Genomic DNA, 23994 nt, shown 5'->3' on the forward strand with positions numbered 1-23994 from the left:
CCATGAGCCTGCCCCTTCTCGACATACGCGGCCTGACCGTCACCGTCCCCACCCGAGACGGCGAACGGATGGCGGTTTCGAATGTCGACTTCGCGGTAGACCGGGGCGAGGTCGTCGGTCTCGTCGGCGAGTCGGGTTCGGGCAAGAGCTTGTCCATGCTCGCGGTGATGGGATTGCTGCCGCGGCAGCTCCACGTCTCCGGCTCCATCCGCTTCGACGGTGTCGAAATCTGCGGTGCACCCGAGCGGCAGATGCGCGCCCTGCGGGGCGGTCGTATCGCCATGGTGTTTCAGGATCCGATGACGGCGCTGAACCCGGTGAAGACCATCGGGACGCAGATCAGCGAGATGATCCGGCTGCACAACCCCCGGCTCGGCCGTTCAGAGGTGAAGGAAAAGGCACTCGCTCTGCTCGATGCCGTTGCCATTCCCGCACCCGGACGGCGCTTTGACCAATACCCGCACGAGTTCTCGGGAGGCATGCGCCAGCGGGTGGTGATCGCCATCGCGATCGCAAACGATCCCGATTTGCTGATCGCCGACGAGCCGACGACGGCACTCGACGTGACGATTCAGGCGCAGATCATGGACATCTTCGCGCGACTGCGCGAGGAGCGCGGCATGGCGGTGGTGCTGATCACGCACGATCTCGGCCTCGTCGCCGGCCTCGCCGACCGGATGAGCGTGCTCTATGCCGGGCGCATCGCCGAACGCGGGCCGGTGGGGCCGGTTTTCGCCGCGCCGCGCCACCCCTATACGGCAGGCCTGCTCGCCGCGGTTCCCTCGATCGACGATGTGGCCGAGCGGCTCTACGCGATTCCCGGCACGCCGCCCTCGCTTGGCGACAGGCCGGCAGCCTGTGCTTTCGCCCCGCGCTGCGATTTCGCTGTGCCGCTGTGCCGGACCAGCGAGCCCGCGCTCATGCGCGTCGGCTCCGCGCTGGTCGCCTGCCACCGCGCCGGGGAATTGTCGCTCTCCGACCTGCCGCGAAAGGGGACGTGATGCCGACCGCTGCCGCCATTGCCTCCGGCCCGCTGCTCGATGTCGAAAATCTGCGCGTCGATTTTCCCGTGCGGCGCGGCCTCGTGTTCGCCCGCCAGGTGGGGGCGATCAGCGCGGTCGCCGGGGTGTCGCTGCATGTCCACCCTGGGGAGACGCTGAGCGTGGTGGGTGAATCGGGCTGCGGAAAATCCACGCTGGCCCGTGCCATCATGGGGCTGATCACGCCGACCGCCGGCCATGTCCGCTTTCGCAGTGCCGAGTTGGCCGGCCTGTCTCCTGCCGCCATGAGGCCCTACCGGCGCCGTATCCAACTGGTGTTCCAGAATCCCTATGCCTGCCTCAATCCACGCATGACGGCGCTTGAAAACATCGCCGAACCGCTGCGCATGCTGCCGCTCGGCCATAGGGAGCGGCGCGAGCGGGCCCTCCGGGCGATGGAGCAGGTGCAGCTTCTGCCGGAGCAGGCGGACCGTTATCCCTTCGCCTTCTCCGGCGGCCAGCGCCAGCGTATCGGTATTGCGCGGGCTCTCGCCGTCGAGCCGGAGATCATGATCCTTGACGAGCCAGTCTCGGCGCTTGATGTGTCGGTCCAGGCTGGCGTGCTGAACCTGCTGAAGGACATCCAGCAGCGAACCGCCGTCGCCTATATCTTCGTTGCGCACAATCTTGCGGTCATTCGGCACATGTCCGACCGCGTGGCGGTGATGTATCTCGGCCGGATCGTCGAGAGCGCCGCCCGCGACCAGCTGTATCGCGCGCCCGCTCACCCCTACACGCAGGCCCTGCTTTCGGCCGCACCGATTCCCGATCCGGCGCGGGAACAGGCGCGTCAGCGCATCGTCCTGACGGGGGACGTGCCCAACCCGGCAGACCGGCCGACCGGCTGCGGATTCCGCACCCGCTGCTTCCGGGCGAGCGCGCTCTGCGCGGAACAGGACCCGCCGGCCCGGCAACTCGCCCCCGGTCACACCGTGTGCTGCCATCACCCGTCCTGACGCGGTAACGGAATGACCGCCGCGGGTTTGGCAGCCTTCTTGCGTGTGGAGAGCGGCTTTCGCGACACGGGACCGCTGCCATGCTTCAGCTTCCGGAGTTTCATCCCAGTCCTGGAACGGACGAGCAGATCACGCAGATCCGCAGCGTGGCGCTGTCCGTCTTCGAGGCAAGCTCGGCGGTGTTCTACTGGATCGACGACGACCGCTCCATGGTCGTCGCCGATACGACCGGCCCGTGCTGCCGTTACATCGGGCGGTATGTGCGCGACATGCAGGCATTCGATCCGTTGAACATCGATCGCCTGGTCTCGTCCCGCAAGCGCGTGGCCACGATGAGCCATGATCGCTCGCTTGCCCCCCGAAGCGCCTTCGAGCGCTACAGCAGCTATCTGACGGAAAGCGAAATCGTCGACGTGCTCGACTTCGTCTTCTGGCAGGATAACCAACCCATTGCCGGGCTCGGCATCCTTAAGCGCCGCGACGACCCGCTGATCTCGGGGGAGACACTGAGGGTGGCGCAATCCATGCAGCCCTATATCGAGTATCACATCGGCAGCCATCCCCGGTCGCGCGACCGCCGGCGCCAGCGCATGCTGCAGCTTGTCTACGGACTGACGGCGCGTGAGATCGAGATCGCGGATCTTGTTCGGGATGGCCTCACGAACCGGCATGTCGCCGAGACGCTCGACATCGGGCTCGGCACGGTGAAAACCCACCTGCTGCACATCTTTCAGAAGATGGACGTATCCAATCGCACGATGCTCACGATCCGCCTCGCCGATAACGACGCGGAATCAGCGATCACTCCGCCGATCGCTGAAGAGGGCAATGCCGGCAGGCGCTGAGGATGTACGCGGATCATAGGACTGCCGCGAACAGCTAGCCGTCACAGGCTCATCAAAAAAGCGGGCAGCAGCTCGCGCTCGCTGGTGATGTCGAGCTTGTCGTAGATGCGCAGCTTGTGGTTCTTCACGCCGCCAACAGTGATGTTCAGCAGCCGGGCGATGGACGCGTTGTGATGGCCTTCCAAGGAAAGCTGCACGATCTCCTTCTGCCGCTCGGTCAGCCCGTAGAGCCGCGCCAGCCGGTCGAGACGGCTGCCGAAATCCTGCGCCTCCTTGCGCAGCACGAAGATGCGCGCGTCGTGCAGCAGCGCATCCGTGCCCTCGTTCGCCGGACGGAACAGGCACCAGCCGCCATTGGCCGGGATGACATGACGGTCGCCGCTCGCCAGATGCGCAGGAAGCCCGGGGCGGTCGAAGGCCTGCCGCGCCGCCTCGGCCCACCCGCCGGATTCGAACAGCGGCGCGCCCTGTGCGGTGAGGATGAGGATTTCCGCCGGGGCCCCGCCGGAAATCCCGGCGCAGCGCGCCACCTGCCGCTCCACCTGGCGCGTCACATGCTGGCGGTGCATTTCCAAGAGGATGTCGAGCATTTCGGAGGCAAGGCGCAGTTCGCCTTCGTCAAAAGCGCTGCGGTGCCGGTCAAGGCAGAGGGCGAGAAAGCTGCGCTCGTTCAGCGGCAGCAGCAGGGCAAGTTCGTCGACGATGCCGAGATCGACGTCGAGATAGCGCGCATAGCTGCGGTCGAGCGGACCGTCCGCGCAGAGATTGCGCAGGCTGACGGCGCGATGCCCCTCACCGGCCAAGGGCGCGCGGGCGAGCGGATCGAACCGCCAGAGCTTGTCCGCATAGGCCGATTTGGCCCGCGGGGCCATGCCGGATTCCGACAGGATGCGTGGCTGCGCGGCCGTCTCGTAGCGGGCCATGATCCAGAAATCGCAGGGAATTAGCGGCGCCACGGCATCGATCACACTCTCGTAGAAATCGTCCCCGCCGATCCGCGAGAGCACGCGCGCCATGTCCCGGCCGAAGCCGGCCGGCAGATCATAGGCACGTCCGTGGCGTCCCATACGGGCCTCATTTTGTTGTTGCAGCCCCGGAAGCAGGCAGAAACCGTGCCACGGCCACTTTCCGGCGCGGCGGGCGGTGACTGCGGTCACTATGGATGAGCCGCCACATCCCACCTTATACATCGCCGATGAGCTGCGATGGTAGTCATGCGCCGCTCCAAGAGGGAATGGTCGCATGTCCGGGTCTCGCCTGCTCACTCACCTTTCACCCACCCGCCGCGACGTGCTGCGCTTCGGCGCGCAGGCGGCGATGTTCACGACCATTGCGGGCCAGGTGGACTTCACCCGTCCCGCCTATGCCGGCGACACCAAGCTGACCGGCCCGCTCAACGTGCTCGCCTGGGCCGGCTATAACGATCCGGAGCTGATGCGCGGCTTCACCGAGCTGACCGGTGTCGAGCTGAATATCAAGGAAGCCGAGAGCAATGGCGCGCAGCTCAGCCTCGTGCAGGCCGGCACCACCAAGTTCGACGTGATCAATCCGGATGCGGTGTGGACTTCGAAATTCGCCGCCGCCGGGCTCACCTTGCCGATCGACACCGCCAAGCTGCCCTCGCTGGCGGAAACGCTGCCGGCTTTCCGCAACCGTCCCGAGACGATGTATGACGGCAAGGTCTACGCGATCCCCACCCGCTTCGGCGTGAACGGCTTCGTCTACTGGCCCGACAAGATCTCCGCCGAGGCCGCGTCCAATGCCGAACTGGCCTGGGACCCCGCGCTGAAGAACCGCGTCGAGATCATCGACTGGCCCGAACTCTACCTCTGGATGACCGGCAAGTGGCTGGGCCAAGCGAAGCCGGAAGAGGCGACCGGGGAGGCGCTGAAGCAGATCCTCGACAAGATGATCGCCTTCCGCCCGAACATGCGCGCGCTGCAGGCCGACATGGGCACGGTGAAGTCCGACCTGACCAACCGCGAGGCGTGGATGGTGTGGGGCTCCTCCAGCGACAATGTCCGCACCACCGCCCGCCTTGCCGGCGCCAATGTCGAACTGTCCATCCCCAAGCAGGGCGGCGCCATGTGGATGGAGACGTTGCAGATCGTGCGTGGCACCGAACATCTCGCCTCGGCCATGGCCTATCTCGACTACATGACCAGCGCCAAGGCGATGAAGCAGATGGCCTGGGGCGCGGACAAGTTCGCCGTCACCAACGCCAAGGTGAAGGACCTGCTCACCGCCGAGCAGGTGAAGGCTCTCGGCCTCGACAAGATGGAGGAATGGGTCGCCAACTGCCAGATGAGCCTGGCGCCGGTGGACGAGAACGCCTGGGCGGATGCCTGGCAAACCTTCAAGATGGGCTGAGGCGCCGTCCGATGCATATTCGCGTGATCGTACCGGTGCTGGATTCCAAGGAGCTGGTAGGCAAGGCGGAAGCCGAGTACCGCTCCTTCGCCGGCGAGGGTGTCGAGATTTCCGCCGTGCCGCTGGGGCGCGGCACCAACTCGATCGAGGCGGAATTCGATTCCGCCCTTGCCGCGCCGGAAGTCATGCGCCTCGCCCGCGAGGCCGAGGCGGATGGCGTGGACGCCTGCACCATCGCCTGCTTCACCGATCCCGGCCTATCGGGCGCGCGCGAGCTGGTATCCATTCCCATCGTCGGCGAGGGCGAAGCCGCGCTGCACATGGCGGCGATGCTCTCCAACCGCTTCACCGTGTTCATCACCGAGAAGCCGCTGTTTCCCCTGATCCGCCGGGTCGTGGCCCGTTACGGGCTGGAGCGCAACCTCGCCTCGGTGCGGTCGGCCGGCGCCAGCGTGCTGACGCTGGACGAGACCTGCTTGCCCCATATCATCCGCGAGAGCATCGACGCGGTTGAGCGGGACGGCGCGGAATGCTTCGTCATGGGCTGCACCGGCACGGGCTTCGACATGGCGCAGGCGGTGGAAGAAGCCCTGCACCAGCGGTTCGGCGTGTCGATCCCGGTGATCGATCCCGGCAAGGTGGCGCTGCATTTCGCCCGCGCCATGGTGGCGACGGGGCTGAAGCCTTCCAAGCTCGCCTATCCCACGCCGGCCTTTGCCCGCGCCGAATACGCTTTCGCGTGATGGGTATGCCCAGCACCCCGCGGCGGCGGACCTCGCTCACGGCGCTGCTGCCGACCGCCGGCCTGCTGCCGCTGGTGCTGTGGCAGATCGTGTTCTTCGTCGTCCCGGTCGCGCTGATCGTCGGGGTGAGCTTCTGGCGCACGAAGAACTACCGGCTGATTCCGGATTTCACCTTCGACAATTACGCCGCCATCTTCGCGCGGCCGGCGATCTGGCGGGCGCTGCTGCTCTCGGTCGAGACGGCGGCCTTCGTCACCATCGCCTGCGCGGTTCTCGCCTATCCCGTCGCCTATTTCATCGCCAAGAAGGCGGGACGCTGGCGCGGGCTGCTGCTGGTGGCGGTAATCGCGCCGTTCTGGGTTAGCATCGTCATGCGGGTTGCCGCCTGGCGGCTGCTGCTCGGCGAGCGCGGCGTCATCAACCAGGCGGTGACGGCGCTCGGTATCACCGACGAGCCGCTGAGCTTCCTGCTCTATTCCCCCGTCTCGACGGCAATCGGCCTGATCTACGCCTATCTCCCGCTCTATGTGCTGCCGCTCTACGCCGCCATCAGCAACATCCATGACAGCTGGATCGACGCAGCGATGGACCTTAATGCCAGCCCGACGCGCACCTTCTTCGAGGTGATCCTGCCGCTGTCGGCGCCGGGGCTGGTGGTCGGCGCGGTGTTCTGCTTCGTCTTTGGGCTTGGCGAGTTCGTCACTCCGGCGCTGCTCGGCGGCGGCAAGCAGCTGATGTTCTCGCAGGTGATCCAGGACGAGTTCCAGCGCCGGCTGGACTGGCCGAGCGGCGCGGCGATGGCCGTGGTGCTGCTGGTTCTCGTCTTCGCGGCGCTCGCCGTGTCGATGAAATGGATCCGTCGCGCGAGCGGGGAGGTGTCGTAATGAACCGCTCCTCTGCCGGCTGGGCGCTGCCCGCCTATTCGGTGCTGCTCTACGCCTTTCTCTATTTGCCGATCGTGGTGATCGTTCTGTTCGCCTTCGACGCCAAGGCGATCCCCGGCCTGCCGCTGGAGGGGTTCACCGCGGACTGGTTCGGGGCCAGCCTGGCCGATACCCGGCTCGTCGGCTCGCTGCTCACCAGCATCCGGCTGGCGCTGCTGGCGGCGGTCCTCTCGACCGCACTCGCCATGCCCGCCGCCATGGTGCTGGCGTGGCGGCCGGTGCGGATGAAATCGCTGGTGCTGTGCCTCGTCCTCGGGCCGGTGGTGCTGCCGCAGCTGGTGCTCGGTCTCGGGCTGGTGGTGCTGTTCCGCGCCGCACCCGACCTCATCGGCCAACCCGCCATCGTGCTGGCGCACACCACGATGACGTCGAGCTACGCGACGCTGATGCTCTATTCGCGCTTTCTCGGCTTCCGGCGCAGCTATATCGAGGCGGCGATGAATCTCGGCGCCAACGAGTTCGTCACCTTCCGCGAGGTCGTGCTGCCGCTGATCGCCCCGGCGCTCATCGCCGTGATGTTGCTGGCCTTCACCGATGCCTTCGGCGAGTTCGTCGTGGCGTGGTTCCTCGCCGGTTTCACCGAGACCTTGCCCATGGCCATCTGGACCTCGCTGCGGCAGGTCATTTCCCCAAAGATCTACGCGCTCTCCGCCGTGGTGATCCTGGTGACGCTCGCCGTCAGCGTGTCTGCGCAGATATGGATCCTCGGCCAGAGCCGGCGCGAAAGCGAGCCGTGAACGATGAGTGAGCTTCCCCCCAAACCGCTTTCTGCCAACGCCGTGGAATTGCGGGCCGTCAGCAAGGTCTATGGCGCCTCGACCGCCGTACGCGAGGTCTCGATGGAGATTCCGCGCGGTGCCTTCGTCACCATTCTAGGGCCCTCCGGCTGCGGCAAGTCCACGCTGCTGCGGATGATTTCCGGCTTCGTCACACCTTCATTCGGCGATGTGCTCATTGATGGCGTTTCCGTCGTCGGCGCGGCGCCTTATGAGCGCGACACGGCCATGGTGTTTCAGGACTACGCCCTGTTCCCGCACCGCACGGTGGCGCAGAACCTCGCCTTCGGCCTGCGCATGCGCAAGGTCGACAAGGCCGAGATCGCCCGCCGCGTCGAGGCCATGCTGGAACTGTTGAACCTCAAGGGCTTCGGCGAACGCCGTGTCAGCCAGATTTCCGGCGGTCAGGCCCAACGCGTGGCGCTCGGGAGGGCGCTGATCGTGCGGCCGGCCGTGCTGCTGCTCGACGAGCCGCTCGGCGCGCTCGATCTCAAGCTGCGCAAGCAGATGCAGGCGGAACTGAAGACCATCCACCGCGATCTCGGGCTCACTTTCGTCGCCGTCACGCACGATCAGGAGGAGGCGCTGACGCTTTCGGACCGCATCGCCGTGATGAATGGCGGCGCACTGGAGCAGTTCGACACGCCGGAAGCTCTCTACCGACGCCCGGCGACGCGCTTCGTTGCCGATTTCGTCGGCAATGCCAATTTGTTCGACGCGCGGCTCGGCAGCGAGGGCCGGGTGGAGGCGACGGGCCTGCCGCTCACATTGTTCCTCACTCCTGCCCAGCGTGGGGGCCGCCCCTCCGGCGCTTCCGTCGCGCTGGTGGTGCGGCCGGAGACGATCGCCGTCGGCGCCACCGCCCCCGAGAGCCATGACGGGCGGATCGAGGCGCGGATCGAGGAAATCATGTTCTCCGGCGCTGTGCAGCAGATCGTCGGCCACCTGCCGGATGGACGGCGCATCACCGCGCATCATAGCGCCGCGCTACCCGCCCCCGAACGGGGCGCGAACGCGATCTTCTCATGGCCGAGCCAGTCCGTCTGGCTGGTCGACGCCTGACCCTTCAAGGCACCAGATTCATGCGTGAACTCGACTATGACGAACTGGAGGCGCTCGCCATTGGCGCGGGCGTGCTCGGCACCGGCGGGGGCAACCATCCCCATCTCGAACTGATGTGCGCGCAGGCGGAATACCGCCGCGGCCGGCGCATCCGCCTGATCGATCCCGATGAGCTGGCAGACAATGCGCGCGTCGCGGTGGTCTGCATCATGGGCGCGCCGCTGGTCACCAAGGAGCGGCTGCCGGAGCCGCAATCGATCTGCCGCGCGGTGCGGCTGATGGAGGCGCATACCGGCGCGCCCTTCGACGCCATCATGTCGATCGAGATTGGTGGTGAGAACGCGTTTTTCGCCATGCTGGTGGGCATGGAACTCGGCCTGCCCGTCGTCGATGCCGACACGATGGGCCGCGCCTTCCCGGAAGCGCAGATGGCCAGCTTCGCCATTCGCGGGCTGGAGGTGGCGCCCTTTGCCATCGCCGACATTCGCGACAATGAAGTCCTGATCCCGCGCGCGGAAAGCGCCACACGCGTCGAGCGGATCGGCCGGCGCATCGTGGTCGAGCTCGGCTCCATCGCCGGCACCTGCACCGCGCCACGTTCGGGTGCCGAGGTGAAGGCGCACGCCATCTTGCGCTCTGTCTCACGCGCCCTCGCTATAGGACGCACGATTCAGGAAGCCAAGGGGTCAGGCGGCGACCCGGTGGCGGCACTCGCCGACGGCGCGCACGCCCGTCTAACCTTTACCGGTAAGGTCGAGGACGTCTCGCGGCGCACCGAGGGCGGCTTCGTTCGCGGCACGGTGCGCCTTACGGGTTCCGGGTCGCATCAGGGACAGGAACTGCTGATCGACTTCCAGAACGAGTTCTCCGTCGCCCATCGCGACGGCACGCTGGTGGCCAGCGTGCCCGATCTCATCACCGTGCTTGACGAGGAGAATGCCGAAGCCATCGGCGCCGAGGTGATCCGCTACGGCCAGCGCGTGGCGGTGATCGTGCTCGCCGCCGATCCCATCATGCGCAGCCCCGAGGGACTGGCGGTCGTGGGCCCCCGGGCATTCGGCTATGATTTCGATTACCGCCCCTTCGAGGAGCTGACCCGATGAAGCGCATCGGCATTGATGTGGGCGGCACCAACACGGATGCGGTGCTGCTCGACGGCCGCACGATCCTGCGTTCGATCAAGACCCCGACGACAGCGGACGTGACCACCGGTGTGCGCAAGGCGCTGGCGCATGTTCTCGGTGGCTCTGACGGCGCGCCGCCGGACGTCCGGGCGGTGATGATCGGCACCACGCATTTCACCAATGCCGTCATCGAGCGGCGCGGTCTTTCGAAGGTCGCGGTGATCCGCATCGGTCTGCCGTCGGCCTCGTCCATTCCGCCCATGGCGGACTGGCCGGCCGACCTGTCGGTGGCCGTGGCGGGACCGGTCTTCCTGCTGGAAGGTGGCCACGAGTTCGATGGCCGGCCCATCGTTGTCTTCGACCGCGCGGGAATGCGCCGGGCAGCGGAGACGATCCGCGACAGCGGCATCACTGCCGCCGCGATCACCGCCGTTTTCTCCCCGCTCATCGCGGATTGCGAGACCGAGGCGGCCGCAATCCTTGCCGAGATCGCCCCTCACGTGACCGTCACACTCTCCAGCGACCTCGGTCGCATCGGGCTGATCGAGCGCGAGAATGCCACCATCCTAAACAGCGCGCTGCACGGTCTGGCGCGGCATACGGTTGCCGCGTTCCGCCAAGCTGTCGCCGAAACCGGGCTCGATGGGCCGCTCTATCTCACCCAGAACGACGGCACGGTGATGCGTGCCGAGGAGGCCGAGCGCTTTCCGGTGCTGTGCTTCGCGTCCGGGCCGACCAACAGCATGCGCGGCGCGTATCTGCTCTCGGGCCTCAGCGAAGCCATTGTGCTTGATGTCGGCGGGACCACCACGGATGCGGGCATGCTGCGCGCCGGCTTCCCACGTCAGGCAAATACTCAGGTCGATATTGGCGGGGTGCGCACCTTCTTCCGCATGCCGGATGTGGTGGCGGTGGCGCTGGGCGGCGGCACCATCGTGCGCGATGCGCCTTTCGCGATCGGTCCGGACAGCGTCGGTTTCCGGCTGCTGGAGAAGACCCGCGTCGCCGGCGGTGATACGCTCACCCTCACCGATGTCGGGGTCCGTCTCGGGTTGATCGAGCTCGGCGATGCCGACCGGCTGACAGACGTACCCGCCGTCCTCACGGATATGGCGCAGGACTGGATTGCCCGCCGGCTGGGCGATCTCGTCGACCGGATGAAGACCAGCGCCGCCGATATGCCGGTGGTTGCGGTGGGAGGCGGTGCCTTTCTGGTTCCGGACAGGCTTCCCGGGGTCTCGGCCGTCATCAAGGTCGAAAATGCGGGCGTGGCCAATGCCGTTGGCGCGGCCATGTCGCAGGTGAGCGGCGAGTGCGAGCGCATCTTTTACGGCGTACCTCGCGAGCGGGCCATCGAGGAGACACGGAGCGCAGCGCGTGAGCACGCCATTGCCGCCGGCGCAGCCGAGGCGACACTTGCCGTGCTCGACATGGAGGACACGCCCATGTCCTACATCCCCGGCGATCCCCTGCGGGTGAGGGTGCGGGTGATCGGCGATCTCGCGGGCTGAACGCGCGGCGTCGTTTTTGGAGACAGTGAAGGAAGGGGAGGGCTATGGCCTCGTCACCGCAGCAATTCGCCAGCGATAATTATGCCGGCATCTGCCCGGAAGCCTGGGCGGCCATGGCTCGCGCCAATGACGGCTCCTGCGTCGCCTATGGCGATGACGAATGGACCGCCGAGGCGGCGGACGCATTCCGCGACCTCTTCGCCACCGATTGCGACGTGTTCTTCGTCTTCAACGGCACGGCGGCCAACTCGCTGGCGCTGGCCTCGCTGTGCCAGTCCTTTCACAGCGTGATCTGTGCCGCGTCCGCCCATGTGGAGACCGATGAATGCGGCGCGCCGGAATTCTTCTCCAACGGCTCGAAGCTGCTGGTCGCGCCGCCCGGCAGCTCCAAGCTGACACCGGAGATGATACGCGCCCTCGCCACCAGCCGCTCGGACATCCACTTCCCCAAGGCGCGCGTGGTCACCATTTCCCAGCCGACGGAGACCGGGCTGGTCTATAGCCTTAACGAGATACGGGCCATCGCCGCCCTGTGCCGCGAGCTGGGGCTGAAGCTGCACATGGATGGCGCGCGCTTCGCCCATGCCTGCGCAAGCCTGCGCTGCACGCCTGCCGAGATGAGCTGGCAGGCCGGGGTGGATGTTCTCTGCTTCGGCGGCACCAAGAACGGCATGGCGGTGGGCGAGGCGGTGATCTTCTTCGATCGCTCACTGGCAGCCGATTTCGACTATCGCTGCAAGCAGGCGGGGCAGCTCGCCTCCAAGATGCGCTTCCTCTCCGCCCCCTGGATCGGCCTGCTGCAGACCGGCGCCTGGCTGCGAAATGCCGAACACGGCAATGCCTGCGCCACCCGGCTCGCCGAGGCGGTTCGCGACGTCGCCGGCATCGAGCTGCTGTTCCCGGTCGAAGCAAACTCGATGTTCATCAAGGCGCCGGAGCCGGTTCTGGCGGAGCTCCGGGCGCGGGGCTGGCGCTTCTATACCTTCATCGGCGGCGGTGCCCGCTTCATGTTCGCCTGGGATGCCGATCCCCAGCGCGTGGAACAGCTCGCCGCGGATATTCGTGAGGCTGCCAGCCTTACGGTAGATGCCGGCTAAAGGAGATTAGAGCAAAGGCTCCAGCTGACGCATCAGCGCCAGCAGCGCCCCATCCGCACCCGGCCGGCCGGTGAACTGGAGCCCGACGGGAAGCGTGCCGTCGCTCCGGCACGGCAGCGAGATACTTGGTGCGCCCGTGAGATTGGCGTGAGTGAGGCTCAGGATCTCGTCGTCGCCCTCTGCGCTAAGCGCTGGGTCCATGTCCGGGGCGACGAAGGGCACCGTCGGGGCGATGAGTGCGTCGCCATGTGTGAAGATGCCGTCGAGCTCCGCCGTCCAGCGCGCCTGCTCTTCCTTCGCCACGAGATAGCGCAGCGCCGGAAGGCTCATGCCGGCGCGGATCTGCGCCGCCGTGCCCGGCGCGTAGCCGACTTCCGCCTGGCGAAACGTCTCCGCATGGATCCTCGCCGCCTCCGGCAGCAATATGTCGAGCAGCGCCGCCGCCATCGCCTCCGGTGCAGCCAGGTCGATCTCAACAATTTCGACCCCAGCCTCACGCAGACGCGCAACCGCCCCCGCGATGGCCGCGCGAATCTCCGTGGTTACAGCCGGGTGGTTCCACTGGTTGCGCACGATGCCGAGACGGGGCCGCGCGGGTGCCGTTGCGGCGAGCGGGGAGCGGGCCAGCACAGCAAGTGCGAGTGCGGCGTCCTCCGCGTTGCGAGCGAGAACGCCAAGATGGTCGAGGCTCGGGGAGAGCGGATAGACGCCGTCGAGCGACAGCAGCCCGAAGCTCGGCTTCAGCCCTACAATGCGGCAATAGGCCGCCGGGGCGCGCACCGACCCCCCTGTATCGGTTCCCAGCGCCAGTGGCACAATGCCGGCGGCGACCGCCGCAGCCGATCCGCCGCTTGAGCCCCCAGCGGTACGCGACGGGTCGCACGGGTTGTTGGTCTGTCCGAAGGCCGGATGGGCGATACCGTAAGCGAATTCCAGCAGGTTGGTCTTGCCGAACAGAATCGCGCCGGCTTGCCGCAGCCGCCGCACGCAGTCGGCATCGCGCGTCGCAAGGCGCGGCGGAACGGACTTGGTGGCGTAGCTGGTGGCGACCCCGGCGATGTCTATGATGTCCTTGATAGCGACGGGAATGCCGTGCAGCGGCCCCCTGTCCTCGCCGCGCGCGAGCTGATCGGTTGCCTCCCGCGCTTGCCGCATCACCTCATCGCGCATCGGGTCGATGAATGCGTTGAGCCGCGGCTCCCACGCGTCCAGCCGCCGCATCGCCTGTGCGCAGACATCAACCGGGGTGAAGCGCCCGGAGCGGTAACCCTCGCCCAGCGACCGGACCGACAGGAAGGCTGAAGGAACGACCATTGTGCGAGCTCCGGCAGTGGTGCGCCACAACTACGGTCGGACACCTGCGCCGACAATGGGGACGGCAGTCACCATCGCTGAGGATCGAAGGAACATTCCGGGTTCATGGCATGCAGGACGCGGGACGACGATGTGCCCCTCCGCCAAAGCACATCGACTGTAAGGGCAGGTATCATAGGGCTATAGCGTACACATAGTTCTCTTCTTGATCGCTCGCGCTCCGGCGTTGGCAACAAGGCGGCGGGTTTCGGCACCGTTGCGCGGATAATGGCGATCAAGGCGCGTGCGTAGCGGAATGACGATGCCCGAACGCAACCGCGATAGCGGCAAGCATCATTACGCCAGCCAGTAGGAAGGTCAGCCGCATGCCCGAGGCGATGGCCAAAGGGGTCGCGCGCGCGAACTCCTGCGTCCCCACGCCGAAAGCGAAGACGGCCCCCATGGCGGACGCGCCGGCGATCAGACCGATATTGCGCGACAGGCCAAGCAATCCAGAGACCGTGCCGCACCGGTCCTTGGAGATGTCGGCTAACGCGGCGGTGTTGTTGGCGGACTGGAACAGCTGATAGCCGCGCGTCAGCACGATGATGGAGAGCACATAGCCCGCAACGCCGATCCGGTTCGGCAGAAACGCCAGCAGGAAAGCGCCTGTTGCCAGCAGAGCCAGACTGATGGCGAGCATGCGGCCGCTGCCCTAGGCATCGACCAGCCGGCCGGCCGGAACGCCGCTGAGAATGGAGATCACGGGGCCGACCGCCATGACCAAGCCGACCTGTGGCGCCGTAAGACCAAGCCCGATGCCGAGATAGAAGGGGCCGACCACCAGTGTCGTCATCATGACGGCGGCGACCACGCCATTGACTAGGAGATTGGGCGCACGGCTCCGGTTCATGGCCGACCACAGGCTGACGGACGGCGCCTTTTCCTGGCTGGGTTCGGCCGGGAGCATGGTGATTGCCAGTATCAGGGCCAGAGCCGCTAATGGCACCTGCACCCAGAAGATGCCGCGCCATCCTGTCAGCGGAATCAGCAGTCCGCCAAGCGAGGGGCCGAGCGCCGTGCCCAGCGCCGATACCGTGCCGAGCAGGCCCATGGCCCGCCCGACACGCGCCTCGCTGGCGGTCTGGCGCATGAGCGCCATGGCGAGTGTCATCAGGAATGCCGCGCCCATTCCTTGAAGTGCCCGCGCCGCGATCAGCAGGGACAGGCTCGGCGCGACGGCGCACAGCAGCGAGGCGACGGCAAATAGGGCGAGGCCGGCCACCAGCATGGGCTTCAGTCCGCGGCTGTCGCCGAGACGACCGGCGATGACCACGCAGACTGTCAGCGCCGCGAGATAGGCGACGACCACCGCCTGTACTTGTGCGAAGGGGGCTGAGAAGGCCTCAGCAAGCGCCGGCAACGCGATATTGGCAATGCTCGTGCCGAGCGCGGCCAACAGCATCCCGAGCGCCAGTGTGACCACGATCCCCGCTTGTGCCTTCTCCATTACGCCTGACCATGCCTGTCCCATTGTTTCGTCCTCTTGCTTCGAGAGCCGTTGGCGAGCAGGCTGCCACTTCAAGCCAACTTGAGGTCAAGCATGAAATTTCTGGATATTGGCGAAGTCGCGGAGAAGAGCGGGAACAAGCCCTCGGCGCTGCGCTACTACGAGGAAGCCGGGCTGATTTCTTCGGTCACCCGGCATGGATTGCGCCGACAGTTTGCCCCCGAGGTGCTGTTGCAGCTCAAGCTGATTGCAATGGGCAAATCGGCCGGCTTTTCGCTCGACGAGATCGCGGGCATGTTCGGCAGAAACGGTATGCCGGATTTGCCGCGCGCGGCGCTACACGCGAAGGCGGAAGAGATTGACCGGAAAATCCGCGAAATGACGGTGCTGCGCGACACCCTTCGCCATGTCGCCGATTGCCCGGCGTCCTCTCACATGGAGTGCCCGAGGTTTCGCCGACTGGTGGACATGGCGGGCAAACGGAGTGGCAAGCGCGGGAATATGTCAAAGCCGACAGCGGGCACCTGACCATAACGTTTTCCGGGTGCCCACGAGAGCTGGCGAGCCGCGAGCGACCAAGAACAGAACTATGTGTTCGCTATAACCCCATGATGCACGTTGGCTCATACCTGTCTCTCGCCGCCTTTCAGCGATGTCGGCGAAGCGCCGCCATGTCGTCATTGATCTGGCAACGGTCGTGGTCCAAAAGCCGACATGAGCGAGGTACGCTCATGGGCACCTTCCCGCTGGCGGTAACACGGACCTCATGATCGGCGGCACCGGCCACTCTTAATGACCCTTGCGACCTCGACCCCGTGCCCGCCTGGATCGCCGTCTCCCCCGTAGGGCTTGGAGACCGGCGCCTATTTTGCCAGCCAAGTGGCATAGAGAAATCTCGACCCGCCCGTTGTATCTTCGCGCTATGGATCTGATCCGCATCCTTTTGGTCGATGACCATCCAATCGTGCGCGAGGGGTACCGCCGGCTGCTCGGGCGCCAGCCCGGCCTGTCCGTTGTGGCCGAGGCGGGCGACGGCGAAGCAGCGCTTACGGACTTCATCAAGCACACTCCGGACATCGTGCTGATGGACCTTTCCATGCCAGGTGGCGGTGGCTTTCCGGCGGTGGAAGCCATTCTCGCACGTGACCCTCGCGCCCGCATCATCGTCGTGTCGATGCATCAAGGGGCGGTCTTTGCGCAGAAGGCGATAGCGGCAGGAGCGCGCGGCTTCGTCTCCAAGAGCAGTCCGCCCGATGAACTGGTTCGGGCCATCACCACGGTGATGTCGGGGCGGCGGGTGCTCTCCGCCGACATGGCTCAGGAATTCGCACGTACCTCGATCGAGAACGACGACTTCGCCGGCCTGACCCCGCGTGAGCGCGACATCCTGCTTCTGCTGGGGCGCGGGATGAATGGCCGCGCCATTGCCCAGAGCCTCGGCCTATCCTCCAAGACGGTGCAGAACAACCTGTCGCAGATCCGCGCCAAGCTCGGCGCCTCCGGCGATGCCGACCTTGTACTCAAGGCGCAGCGCGCCGGCTTCGTCCCGGCGCCATGATGCGCGGCCTGTTGCCCCAACTGGTTCTCCGGGTGCTGGCGGCGGGTCTCTTGACGGTCGTCGTTGCTGCCGGGTGGGTGCTCTGGGACACAGCGAGCGCAGCGCGCGCAGATGTGGACACCACCTCTCGCCGCGTCGCCAATGCCATTGCCGCGCGGCCGGACTTCATTGGCCTCGCCTTCGGTGGAGTGGCGCCCTCGCCTGTATTCCGCGACTGGCAGAAATTTCCAGCCTGGACGCTCATCGCCCCCGGCGTCTGCGTCGAGTTCGGCGCGAAGGACGAGCCATCGCACCGGCGATGCGGGCCGTATCTTGCCGCAGAGGGCAGCCCGCCCGGCTGGTTTATCTGGCTGGCACAGCGCATCGGCCTGGTGCCGGCACCCAGCGCCGTACCCGTGCGAATGCGCTATGTCACCGATGCCGTCGTCACCGCGGCCGCCGATCCCGGCGTCATCGTAAGTCGCGCCTGGGTCCGCACCGGTGACCTGATGCGCGTCGCCGTGGGCATGGCTATTGGCGGCTGTCTGCTCACCTGCCTGCTCATGGTGCGGTTGCTAGCGCCGTTCCGCAGCATACTGAGCGGCATCGAGCGCCTGCAACGCGGCGAGTTCGCCACCCGCCTGCCGCATCTGCACGTGGCGGAGTTCGACCGGCTCAGCGGGGCGTTGAACGACACCGCCGCGACGCTGCAGGAGGCGCAGGCGACACGCACCGAACTGACCCGGCGTCTTTTCACGGTACAGGAAAGCGAGCGGCGGGCGCTGGCGCGCGAGCTGCACGACGAATTCGGCCAGTGCCTGACGGCGACCCGCGCCATGGCTGCGGCGATCGCCCAATCCGGTGAGTCCACGGCGCAGGACGGCGCGCGCATCGCTGAAATCTCGGGCCAGATGATGGATAGCCTCCGCGCCGAGCTTTCCCGGCTGCGCCCGCCCGACCTCGACGACCTCGGGCTACGCCCGGCGCTGGAGAGGCTCCTTGCGGACTGGCGCAACCGCGTGCCGGCGGTGCGCTTCACCCTCGATCTCGCCGGCGACATCGACGCCGTGCCGGACGAACTGGCACTCAGCCTTTATCGGATCGCCCAGGAATGCATGACCAATGCCATTCGTCACGGCGCGCCGAAGAACGTCGCGCTGCGCATCGAGGTCGCCGACGCCATTACCCTGACCGCAACCGATGACGGCTCCGCCCGCCATGATGGCCCGGTCGGCGACGGTCATGGCCTCCTTGGGATACGCGAACGCGTCGATGCGCTTGGCGGCAGCTTCAATTTGGCGCCGGTCGAGGGTGGCATGTGCGCGACGGCCACGCTGCCGCGCTGACCCGGGCGATCTTCCCGGGTGGGCCGGGAAGGCCTCTCTGGCGTGTCCCACCGTCCCGGCTCACCTTCCCAATATGGGGAGGTCTCGCGCATGAACGACATGTCGCATCCGATTGCGCGGCTCGGTGCGGAGGTCGCCGCCGGGCTGATCGGTCATCAGGAATTGGTCGAGCGGCTGCTGATCGCCCTGCTGGCCGGCGGTCACGTGCTGATCGAGGGGCCGCCGGGCATCGCCAAGACCCGTGCGGTCAAGCGCCTGGCCGCTCATCTGCCGGGAAGCCATGCCCGAATCCAGTGCACACCGGACCTGTTGCCCTCCGACCTCACCGGGACGCAGGTTTTTCGCCCCGAAAGCGGCAGCTTCGACTTCGTTCCCGGCCCGCTGTTCCACGCGCTGGTGCTGGTGGACGAAATCAACCGGGCGCCGCCGAAGGTGCAGTCGGCGCTGCTTGAAGCCATGGCGGAGGGGCAGGTGACCACATCCGGCGTGAGCCGCCCGCTGCCCGATCCCTTCATGGTCGTCGCCACCCAGAACCCGATCGAGCATGAGGGAACCTTCCCGCTGCCCGAGGCGCAGATGGACCGCTTCCTGCTGCATCTCTCGCTTGGTTTGCCGCTGGCGGAGCAGGAGCGCGCCATCCTCGATCTCGTTTCCGCCGAGCGCATAACCCCGCCTGCTCTCGCGGCGCTTCCGGTCTCGACCGACGCGCTACACGCCGCGAAGGCCGAAGTTGCGCTGGTGCATCTCGCGCCGGCTCTGAAGGATTACATCGTGCGGCTGGTTATGGCCTCGCGGGCGGGCGGCGCGGTCTCCGAATGGGTCGAGCATCCGATCTCGCCGCGCGGCACGCTGGCACTGGCGATTGCCGCACAGGCGCGTGCCTGGCTGCGCGGGCGCGACTATGCCCTGCCGGACGACGTGACCGCGCTCGCACCCGATGCGCTCGCCCACCGGCTGATCCCGAGCTGGGCCGCCATCGGCGAGGGGCGCAGCGGCCGCAGTCTGGTTGCCGATATACTACGCATGGTGGAGCCGTGGTGAGCGCGACGCTGGACGCCCCGGGCATCCGCCTGCAAGTGGCGGAGCTGCTCGCCCTGCGCGAGGGCGTGTTCCAAGTCGGCCGGCCGCATCCGAAGTCGCGCCGGCCCGGTGCCGTTCCGGCCAAGGCGGCGGGCGCCGGCATGGATTTGCGGGAGATCCGCGGCTTTGCGGAGGGCGACGATGCCCGCCGTATCGACCCCGCTGCCACCGCCCGCACCGGGACGCCGCATGTGCGCAGCTTTTACGAAGACCGCGACGACACGCTGCTGCTGATTGCCGATTTCCGCCTCCCCATGCTGTGGGGCACCGGCGCGACGCTGCGCTCGGTGCGCGCGGCGCGAGCGGCAGTGCGGCGCGGATGGCAGGCGGCGGCGCGCGGAGCCTCTGTCGCCGCGATGAGCATCAACGCTGCCGGCGTTGCGGTGATCCCGATAGGCAGCGGCCTGCAGCAGATGAGCCGTATCAGCCACATGCTGGCGCGCTGGCACGATCAGGCACTCGACATTGGCGGGGAAGGTCCACCTCTTGCGCAGGCACTCCTGCGTGCCGGCCGGCTCGCCCCGCCGGGTGCCGAGGTGCTCATTGTGACCAACGCGGAGGGCATCGCGGAAACCGATGAGTCGGCGCTGGCAAGACTGGCGCGGCGCCGGCACGTGCGGCTTCTCGTACCGCTCGATCCGATCGATGCCGTCCCGCCTCGGCAGCCCATGCCGATCCATGCCGGAGCGCTCAACAAGTTCGCCCGGTTGCGCCCGGTCGACCATACGTCGTTGGCGCAGCGCCTGCGGACGCTCAATGTCCACTTTGAGGCAGCGGGCGATGACGCAGGCTGAGCTGATCGCCGCGCTGCCGGAAGGGCGCCTGCCGCCCGCGTTGATGCAGCTTCACGCGGCTGACTTCCTGATGCTGTTCGGTGCCGGTCTGCTGATGGCGGCGCTTGTGTCTGTGCTGGTCGTGCCGCTACTGGAGCACCGGGCGTCGCGGCGGGCGCTGATCCGCGCCACTCGTCCCCTGCCGTCTCAGGAGCGTGTTCTCGCGATTGCCCGCATTCTCGGTCACTTGCCGGTGGAACTGCGCGCCACCGCCTATGGTCCCGGGCCCGAACTCGATCCGGCAACGGTCGAGCGCATCGCGCTGAAGGCAAGGCGCGGTCGCCGATGAGCTTCGCTTTTCCGCTCGCATTCCTGCTGCTGCCGCTGCCCTGGCTGGTCCGGCAGTTTCTGCCAGCGCGTGCTGCGGTGACCGCGCCGCTGGGCGTCGGCGTCGGTGCCTTTGCTGCCGCCTTGCCAGTCAAGATGCGCGACGACCGGCTGGGAATGGCGCTGGCGATCGCCGCCTGGTTGGCGCTGGTGCTGGCGCTGGCTGGCCCTCAGGTGACGGCGACCCAGGATGTCGTCACCGCCTCCGGCCGCGACATCATTCTGGCGCTCGATCTGTCCGGCAGCATGGTCAAGGAGGACTTCGCCCTCGATGGCAACCCGCTGTCGCGGCTCGACGCGGTGAAGCGCGTCGCCTCTCGCTTCGTCGCATCCCGCAAGGGCGACCGCATTGGCCTCGTCATCTTCGGCGACCGCGCCTATGTCGCGCAGCCGCCGACCTTCGACGTCGCCTCGGTCGCCCATGCCGTCGAAGCCGCGCAGATCGGCGTGTCCGGCCGTTCCACCGCGATTTCCGACGGCTTGGGCCTCGCGACCCGGCGACTGTTGCAGAGCGATGCGGCGAGCCGCGTCGTCATCCTGCTCACGGACGGCGTCGACACCTCGGGCAAGGTGCAGGCGAGCGACGCCGCACGGCTCGCCGCCGGCCATGGCATAAAGGTGCACACCATCGCGCTCGGCCCGGACGATCTGGAGAGTCAGCCGCAGGCGCAGGATGCCGTGGATGCCGCGACCCTGCGCGAGGTGGCGAAACTCGGCGGCGGCACCAGCTTTCGCGTCCGGGGCATGGACGATCTTCAGGCCATGGCCGCCGCTCTCGACCAGCTTGAACCCAATCCGATGCGCCGTCCGCCGCTGCGCTACTGGCAACCCCTGTGGATCTGGCCGGGTGGCGCGGCCATGGCATTCGTCCTTCTGATCGCAGCCCGGAGGCGCGCATGAGCGACATCGTCTTGCTGCGTCCCTGGTGGCTCGTCATCCTGCCGCTGCTTGCCGTTGTCGCGCTGTGGCGGTGGCGGAAAGGGGCGGTTTCCGGCGGCTGGCAGCAGGTGATGCCGCCGGCCATGTTCGCCGCTATGCGCGTGCTCGGCCATCTGCACGACATTGCCGGGCGCCAGAAATTCGCGGCTCTCGCCACCGCGGCGCTGATCAGCCTCGGGCTCTGCGGCCCTGCCGTACCGCGTCCCGACGCTCCCTTGCTTGCCGGCAGCGGGGCGATACTGATCGCGATCGACATGTCGCCCTCGGTCGCCGAGAGCGCCGCTCTCGCCGATGCGCAGGCCGCCGCCGCGGGGATTCTGGCGGCCGCTAATGGCCGTCCTGTCGGGCTTCTCCTCTATTCCGGCGAGGCCTATGACGTCGCCGCGCCCACCGCCGATCCGGCGACGCTTGAGAGCCAGATCGCCGTGCTCAAGCCGGGCACCATGCCGGGCGCCGGCAGCCGTCCCGCCGCCGCTCTGGCACTGGCGCGGCAGATGCTGTCGGGAACCCGCGACGGCGATCTGGTGCTGGTCTCCGATGGCGGCGGCATCGACGATGCGACGCAGGCGGAAGCGGAGCGGCTCACCGCCGAAGGCGTCCGGCTTTCCATCTTGACCCTCGCGCCTGCAGCCGGCGGGACGACCGACAGCGCCGCACTCGAAGCGCTCGGTAGCGCCTCGGCATCGGCGCGCTCGCCCGAGCCGGTGCTGCGGCGCCTATCGCGCGGTGGCGCACTGAACCCTGATCCAGCAGTCGCTGCGCTGCAGTTCCGCGACCTCGGGCCGTTCATTGCCGCACTGGCGGCGCTGCCGCTGCTAAGCCTGTTCCGGAGGCGCACATGACACGCGCCGCGCTGATAGCCGGGGCCGGCGTCACCTTGATCCTGCTCGCAGGTCCGGTAGCTTGGGGGCGCCTCGCCCTGTGGACCGGCATTCCGGGCGCGGCTGCGCTGCTCGACGATGCCGGCGCGCGCGGTCTCGCGCTCTACCGCGAAGGTGACTATGAAGCGGCCGACGCCGCCTTCGCAGAAGCCGGCCGCAGCCAGACCTTCAATCGCGCCCTGACGCTGGCGGCCACTGGCCGGCATGAGTTGGCGGTCGCCTATCTCGACGCCGTGCTGTTCGCCAATCCCGCGGATGCCGAAGCACGCCACCTCCGCGATCTGATCGATACCGTGGTCGTCAAGACCCGGGGCGAAAGCGCGGTTCCCGGACGACTGCCGGGGCAAGGCGGCCTCAGCCCATCGGAGCAGGTGGGCAGCCAGATGATGGCGAGCACGCCTGATCCAAGCTGGAAGAAGCCGATCACCGCACGCGGCATCGCCGCTTCGGATGCCTGGCTCGACACGCTCGCCGACGACCCCGGCGAGTTCCTGCGGCTACGGCTGCAGAAGGAGCATGAGCGCCGCGCCGGCCTTGGCCTTATCCGCCCGGAGGAGGGCGACAGATGGTGATGCGGATCGTGCTGCTGCTGCTCCTGCTCGCCGGCAGCGCCCATGCTGACAGCCTACGCCTCATCGTGTCGGACCAACGGCCGGTGATCGGCGAGATGATCCCGGTGACGCTGAGGGGCGAATATACCAGCCTGATTGCGCTGGAGACGCTGACCTTCCCGAGCTCGGACGCCTATGACTGGATGCAACTCGCCCGCGACCAGTGGCGGGACGAGCAGATCGATGGACGCACTGTGCGGGTGTTCGAGCGCCGCCTCGCCGTGTTTCCGCGACATGAAGGTCCGCTCGCCATTGGGCCGGTGACGCATCACCTGACCGTGGTTGGCGCCAGCAACCTGCGCGAACCGCTGGAGGTGACAGCACCGGCGCTCACACTCAATGTTTCGCCTTTTCCGGGCCAAGGCGCGCCGCTTTCTGCCCGCAGCCTCACAATCGAGGACACGTTGTCGGCGGCACCGGGAACGCTGCGCGATGGCGATACGCTCGTGCGGCGGGTGACGATTAGGGCCGAAGGCACGCTGCCCCATCTACTGCCGCCACGGCCCAACCTGCGCCAGCCATGGCTGATCAGCTTCGCCGCGCCGGAACAGCGGGATATCGAGCCGACCCCCGCCGGGCCGGTGACCACCGTCGTCTGGGAATGGCACCTGCGTCCGAAGACCGGCGAGCCGGGTGTGCTGCCGGCCGTATCTCTGCCCTGGTTCGACACAGTTGGCCGACAGATGCGCACGGCCGAGATTCCTGCCATCCCCTTCGGCTATGCCAGCTTCCGCGATAATCGCAGCGGCGTCGATCGGTTGCCCTTGGCACAGGTCGGCGGGGCAATGCTTGCTCTCGCGGGAGGGCTGGCGGCTGGCTTCGCCTTGGCTTTCGGAGGTCTTTCACCGCGCCGAAGGACAGACGTGATGCGTCGGCTGCGACGACTCTGGCCCTTCGACCCGGCAAGGCGCGCCCTGAAGCGGGCGATTAGAACCGGCGACCTGCGGGCGATCCGATCCGCAGCCTTACGCTATCTGCGGCGCCGGCGAGAGCTGGGCCTGCCCGTGAGCGGGCAGGAAACCGACCAGCTCGATGTCATTCTGTATGCCCGAGCCGGGGCGCCGGTAAAAATTGAAGCAGAGCTGGCCGCAGCCTCGATCTTTCGCCACCAATAAGCTCGCGACCAGGACGCCGCAGAAAGTGGCCTGCCCCAATTGAATGGTCCGGCT

23 protein-coding genes and 1 pseudogene are annotated in these 23994 nt (G+C 67.2%); 21 read left to right on the top strand and 3 right to left on the bottom strand.

Going from position 1 to position 23994, the window contains the following annotated elements:
- Positions 1-2 precede the first annotated feature (2 nt).
- From VRZ77_RS02165 to VRZ77_RS02175, 3 genes are all read left to right on the top strand, one after another.
- A complete protein-coding gene (locus VRZ77_RS02165) occupies positions 3-1001 on the top strand; it encodes an ABC transporter ATP-binding protein (RefSeq protein ID WP_414591067.1) in 999 nt (332 codons plus the stop codon).
- Entirely contained in the window at positions 1001-1996 is a 996-nt protein-coding gene (locus tag VRZ77_RS02170) for an ABC transporter ATP-binding protein (protein WP_414591068.1), read from the top strand. The genes VRZ77_RS02165 and VRZ77_RS02170 overlap by 1 nt, the downstream gene beginning before the upstream one ends.
- Positions 1997-2076: 80 nt before the next feature.
- On the top strand, positions 2077-2841 hold the full coding sequence (locus tag VRZ77_RS02175; RefSeq protein WP_414591069.1) for a helix-turn-helix transcriptional regulator: 765 nt from the start codon (positions 2077-2079) through the stop codon (positions 2839-2841).
- Positions 2842-2882: 41 nt separating this feature from the next.
- On the opposite strand, the gene VRZ77_RS02180 is transcribed toward VRZ77_RS02175, so the two are convergent.
- On the bottom strand, positions 2883-3908 hold the full coding sequence (locus VRZ77_RS02180; RefSeq protein WP_414591070.1) for a helix-turn-helix transcriptional regulator: 1026 nt from the start codon (positions 3906-3908) through the stop codon (positions 2883-2885).
- 175 nt (positions 3909-4083) lie between these two features.
- Between VRZ77_RS02180 and VRZ77_RS02185 the strand changes: the two genes are divergently transcribed.
- From VRZ77_RS02185 to VRZ77_RS02220, 8 genes are read left to right on the top strand one after another with little or no spacing between them, the layout of a single operon-like run.
- Entirely contained in the window at positions 4084-5211 is a 1128-nt protein-coding gene (locus VRZ77_RS02185) for an ABC transporter substrate-binding protein (RefSeq protein WP_414591071.1), read from the top strand.
- An 11-nt stretch (positions 5212-5222) separates the two neighbouring features.
- Positions 5223-5954: an aspartate/glutamate racemase family protein gene (locus VRZ77_RS02190; RefSeq protein ID WP_414591072.1), complete on the top strand. Its 732-nt coding sequence runs from the start codon at positions 5223-5225 to the stop codon at positions 5952-5954.
- A 5-nt stretch (positions 5955-5959) separates the two neighbouring features.
- The gene (locus VRZ77_RS02195; protein WP_414591073.1) at positions 5960-6838 is read left to right on the top strand and encodes an ABC transporter permease; all 879 of its coding nucleotides are present in this window, start codon (positions 5960-5962) and stop codon (positions 6836-6838) included.
- A complete protein-coding gene (locus VRZ77_RS02200) occupies positions 6838-7635 on the top strand; it encodes an ABC transporter permease (RefSeq protein ID WP_414591074.1) in 798 nt (265 codons plus the stop codon). Before VRZ77_RS02195 ends, VRZ77_RS02200 begins: the two co-directional genes overlap by 1 nt.
- Positions 7636-7638: 3 nt before the next feature.
- Positions 7639-8736: an ABC transporter ATP-binding protein gene (locus VRZ77_RS02205; RefSeq protein WP_414591075.1), complete on the top strand. Its 1098-nt coding sequence runs from the start codon at positions 7639-7641 to the stop codon at positions 8734-8736.
- A gap of 20 nt (positions 8737-8756) precedes the next feature.
- On the top strand, positions 8757-9839 hold the full coding sequence (locus VRZ77_RS02210; RefSeq protein ID WP_414591076.1) for a DUF917 domain-containing protein: 1083 nt from the start codon (positions 8757-8759) through the stop codon (positions 9837-9839).
- Complete coding sequence (locus VRZ77_RS02215; protein ID WP_414591077.1) at positions 9836-11371, top strand: hydantoinase/oxoprolinase N-terminal domain-containing protein; 1536 nt, start codon at positions 9836-9838, stop codon at positions 11369-11371. Before VRZ77_RS02210 ends, VRZ77_RS02215 begins: the two co-directional genes overlap by 4 nt.
- 44 nt (positions 11372-11415) lie before the next feature.
- The gene (locus tag VRZ77_RS02220; protein ID WP_414591078.1) at positions 11416-12468 is read left to right on the top strand and encodes a threonine aldolase family protein; all 1053 of its coding nucleotides are present in this window, start codon (positions 11416-11418) and stop codon (positions 12466-12468) included.
- 6 nt (positions 12469-12474) lie between these two features.
- On the opposite strand, the gene VRZ77_RS02225 is transcribed toward VRZ77_RS02220, so the two are convergent.
- Both VRZ77_RS02225 and VRZ77_RS02230 read right to left on the bottom strand, forming a co-directional pair.
- A complete protein-coding gene (locus VRZ77_RS02225; protein WP_414591079.1) occupies positions 12475-13812 on the bottom strand; it encodes an amidase in 1338 nt (445 codons plus the stop codon).
- 244 nt (positions 13813-14056) lie between these two features.
- Positions 14057-15271 (bottom strand): annotated as a pseudogene (locus VRZ77_RS02230) (MFS transporter).
- Positions 15272-15364: 93 nt separating this feature from the next.
- On the opposite strand from VRZ77_RS02230, the gene VRZ77_RS02235 reads away from it, so the two are divergent.
- From VRZ77_RS02235 to VRZ77_RS02280, 10 genes are all read left to right on the top strand, one after another.
- Positions 15365-15799, top strand: a complete 435-nt coding sequence (locus VRZ77_RS02235; RefSeq protein WP_414591080.1) for a helix-turn-helix domain-containing protein — start codon at positions 15365-15367, stop codon at positions 15797-15799.
- Between the two features lie 394 nt (positions 15800-16193).
- Positions 16194-16829, top strand: coding sequence for a response regulator (locus VRZ77_RS02240; RefSeq protein ID WP_414591107.1), 636 nt, complete (start codon positions 16194-16196; stop codon positions 16827-16829).
- Entirely contained in the window at positions 16826-18154 is a 1329-nt protein-coding gene (locus tag VRZ77_RS02245) for a histidine kinase (RefSeq protein ID WP_414591081.1), read from the top strand. Before VRZ77_RS02240 ends, VRZ77_RS02245 begins: the two co-directional genes overlap by 4 nt.
- 90 nt (positions 18155-18244) lie before the next feature.
- Positions 18245-19195 carry an AAA family ATPase gene (locus tag VRZ77_RS02250; protein WP_414591082.1) on the top strand — a complete coding sequence of 317 codons (951 nt, stop codon included), beginning with the start codon at positions 18245-18247 and terminating at the stop codon, positions 19193-19195.
- On the top strand, positions 19192-20028 hold the full coding sequence (locus VRZ77_RS02255; protein WP_414591083.1) for a DUF58 domain-containing protein: 837 nt from the start codon (positions 19192-19194) through the stop codon (positions 20026-20028). The genes VRZ77_RS02250 and VRZ77_RS02255 overlap by 4 nt, the downstream gene beginning before the upstream one ends.
- Positions 20015-20356: a hypothetical protein gene (locus VRZ77_RS02260; RefSeq protein ID WP_414591084.1), complete on the top strand. Its 342-nt coding sequence runs from the start codon at positions 20015-20017 to the stop codon at positions 20354-20356. Before VRZ77_RS02255 ends, VRZ77_RS02260 begins: the two co-directional genes overlap by 14 nt.
- Positions 20353-21294, top strand: a complete 942-nt coding sequence (locus VRZ77_RS02265) for a VWA domain-containing protein (protein ID WP_414591085.1) — start codon at positions 20353-20355, stop codon at positions 21292-21294. Before VRZ77_RS02260 ends, VRZ77_RS02265 begins: the two co-directional genes overlap by 4 nt.
- A complete protein-coding gene (locus tag VRZ77_RS02270) occupies positions 21291-22175 on the top strand; it encodes a VWA domain-containing protein (protein ID WP_414591086.1) in 885 nt (294 codons plus the stop codon). The genes VRZ77_RS02265 and VRZ77_RS02270 overlap by 4 nt, the downstream gene beginning before the upstream one ends.
- Positions 22172-22786, top strand: a complete 615-nt coding sequence (locus VRZ77_RS02275; protein ID WP_414591087.1) for a hypothetical protein — start codon at positions 22172-22174, stop codon at positions 22784-22786. Before VRZ77_RS02270 ends, VRZ77_RS02275 begins: the two co-directional genes overlap by 4 nt.
- Entirely contained in the window at positions 22780-23940 is a 1161-nt protein-coding gene (locus VRZ77_RS02280; protein ID WP_414591088.1) for a hypothetical protein, read from the top strand. The genes VRZ77_RS02275 and VRZ77_RS02280 overlap by 7 nt, the downstream gene beginning before the upstream one ends.
- The last annotated feature ends 54 nt before the right edge of the window (positions 23941-23994 follow it).

The sequence above is a fragment of the Ancylobacter sp. G4_0304 genome (genome assembly GCF_047501495.1).
GTDB lineage: Bacteria > Pseudomonadota > Alphaproteobacteria > Rhizobiales > Xanthobacteraceae > Ancylobacter.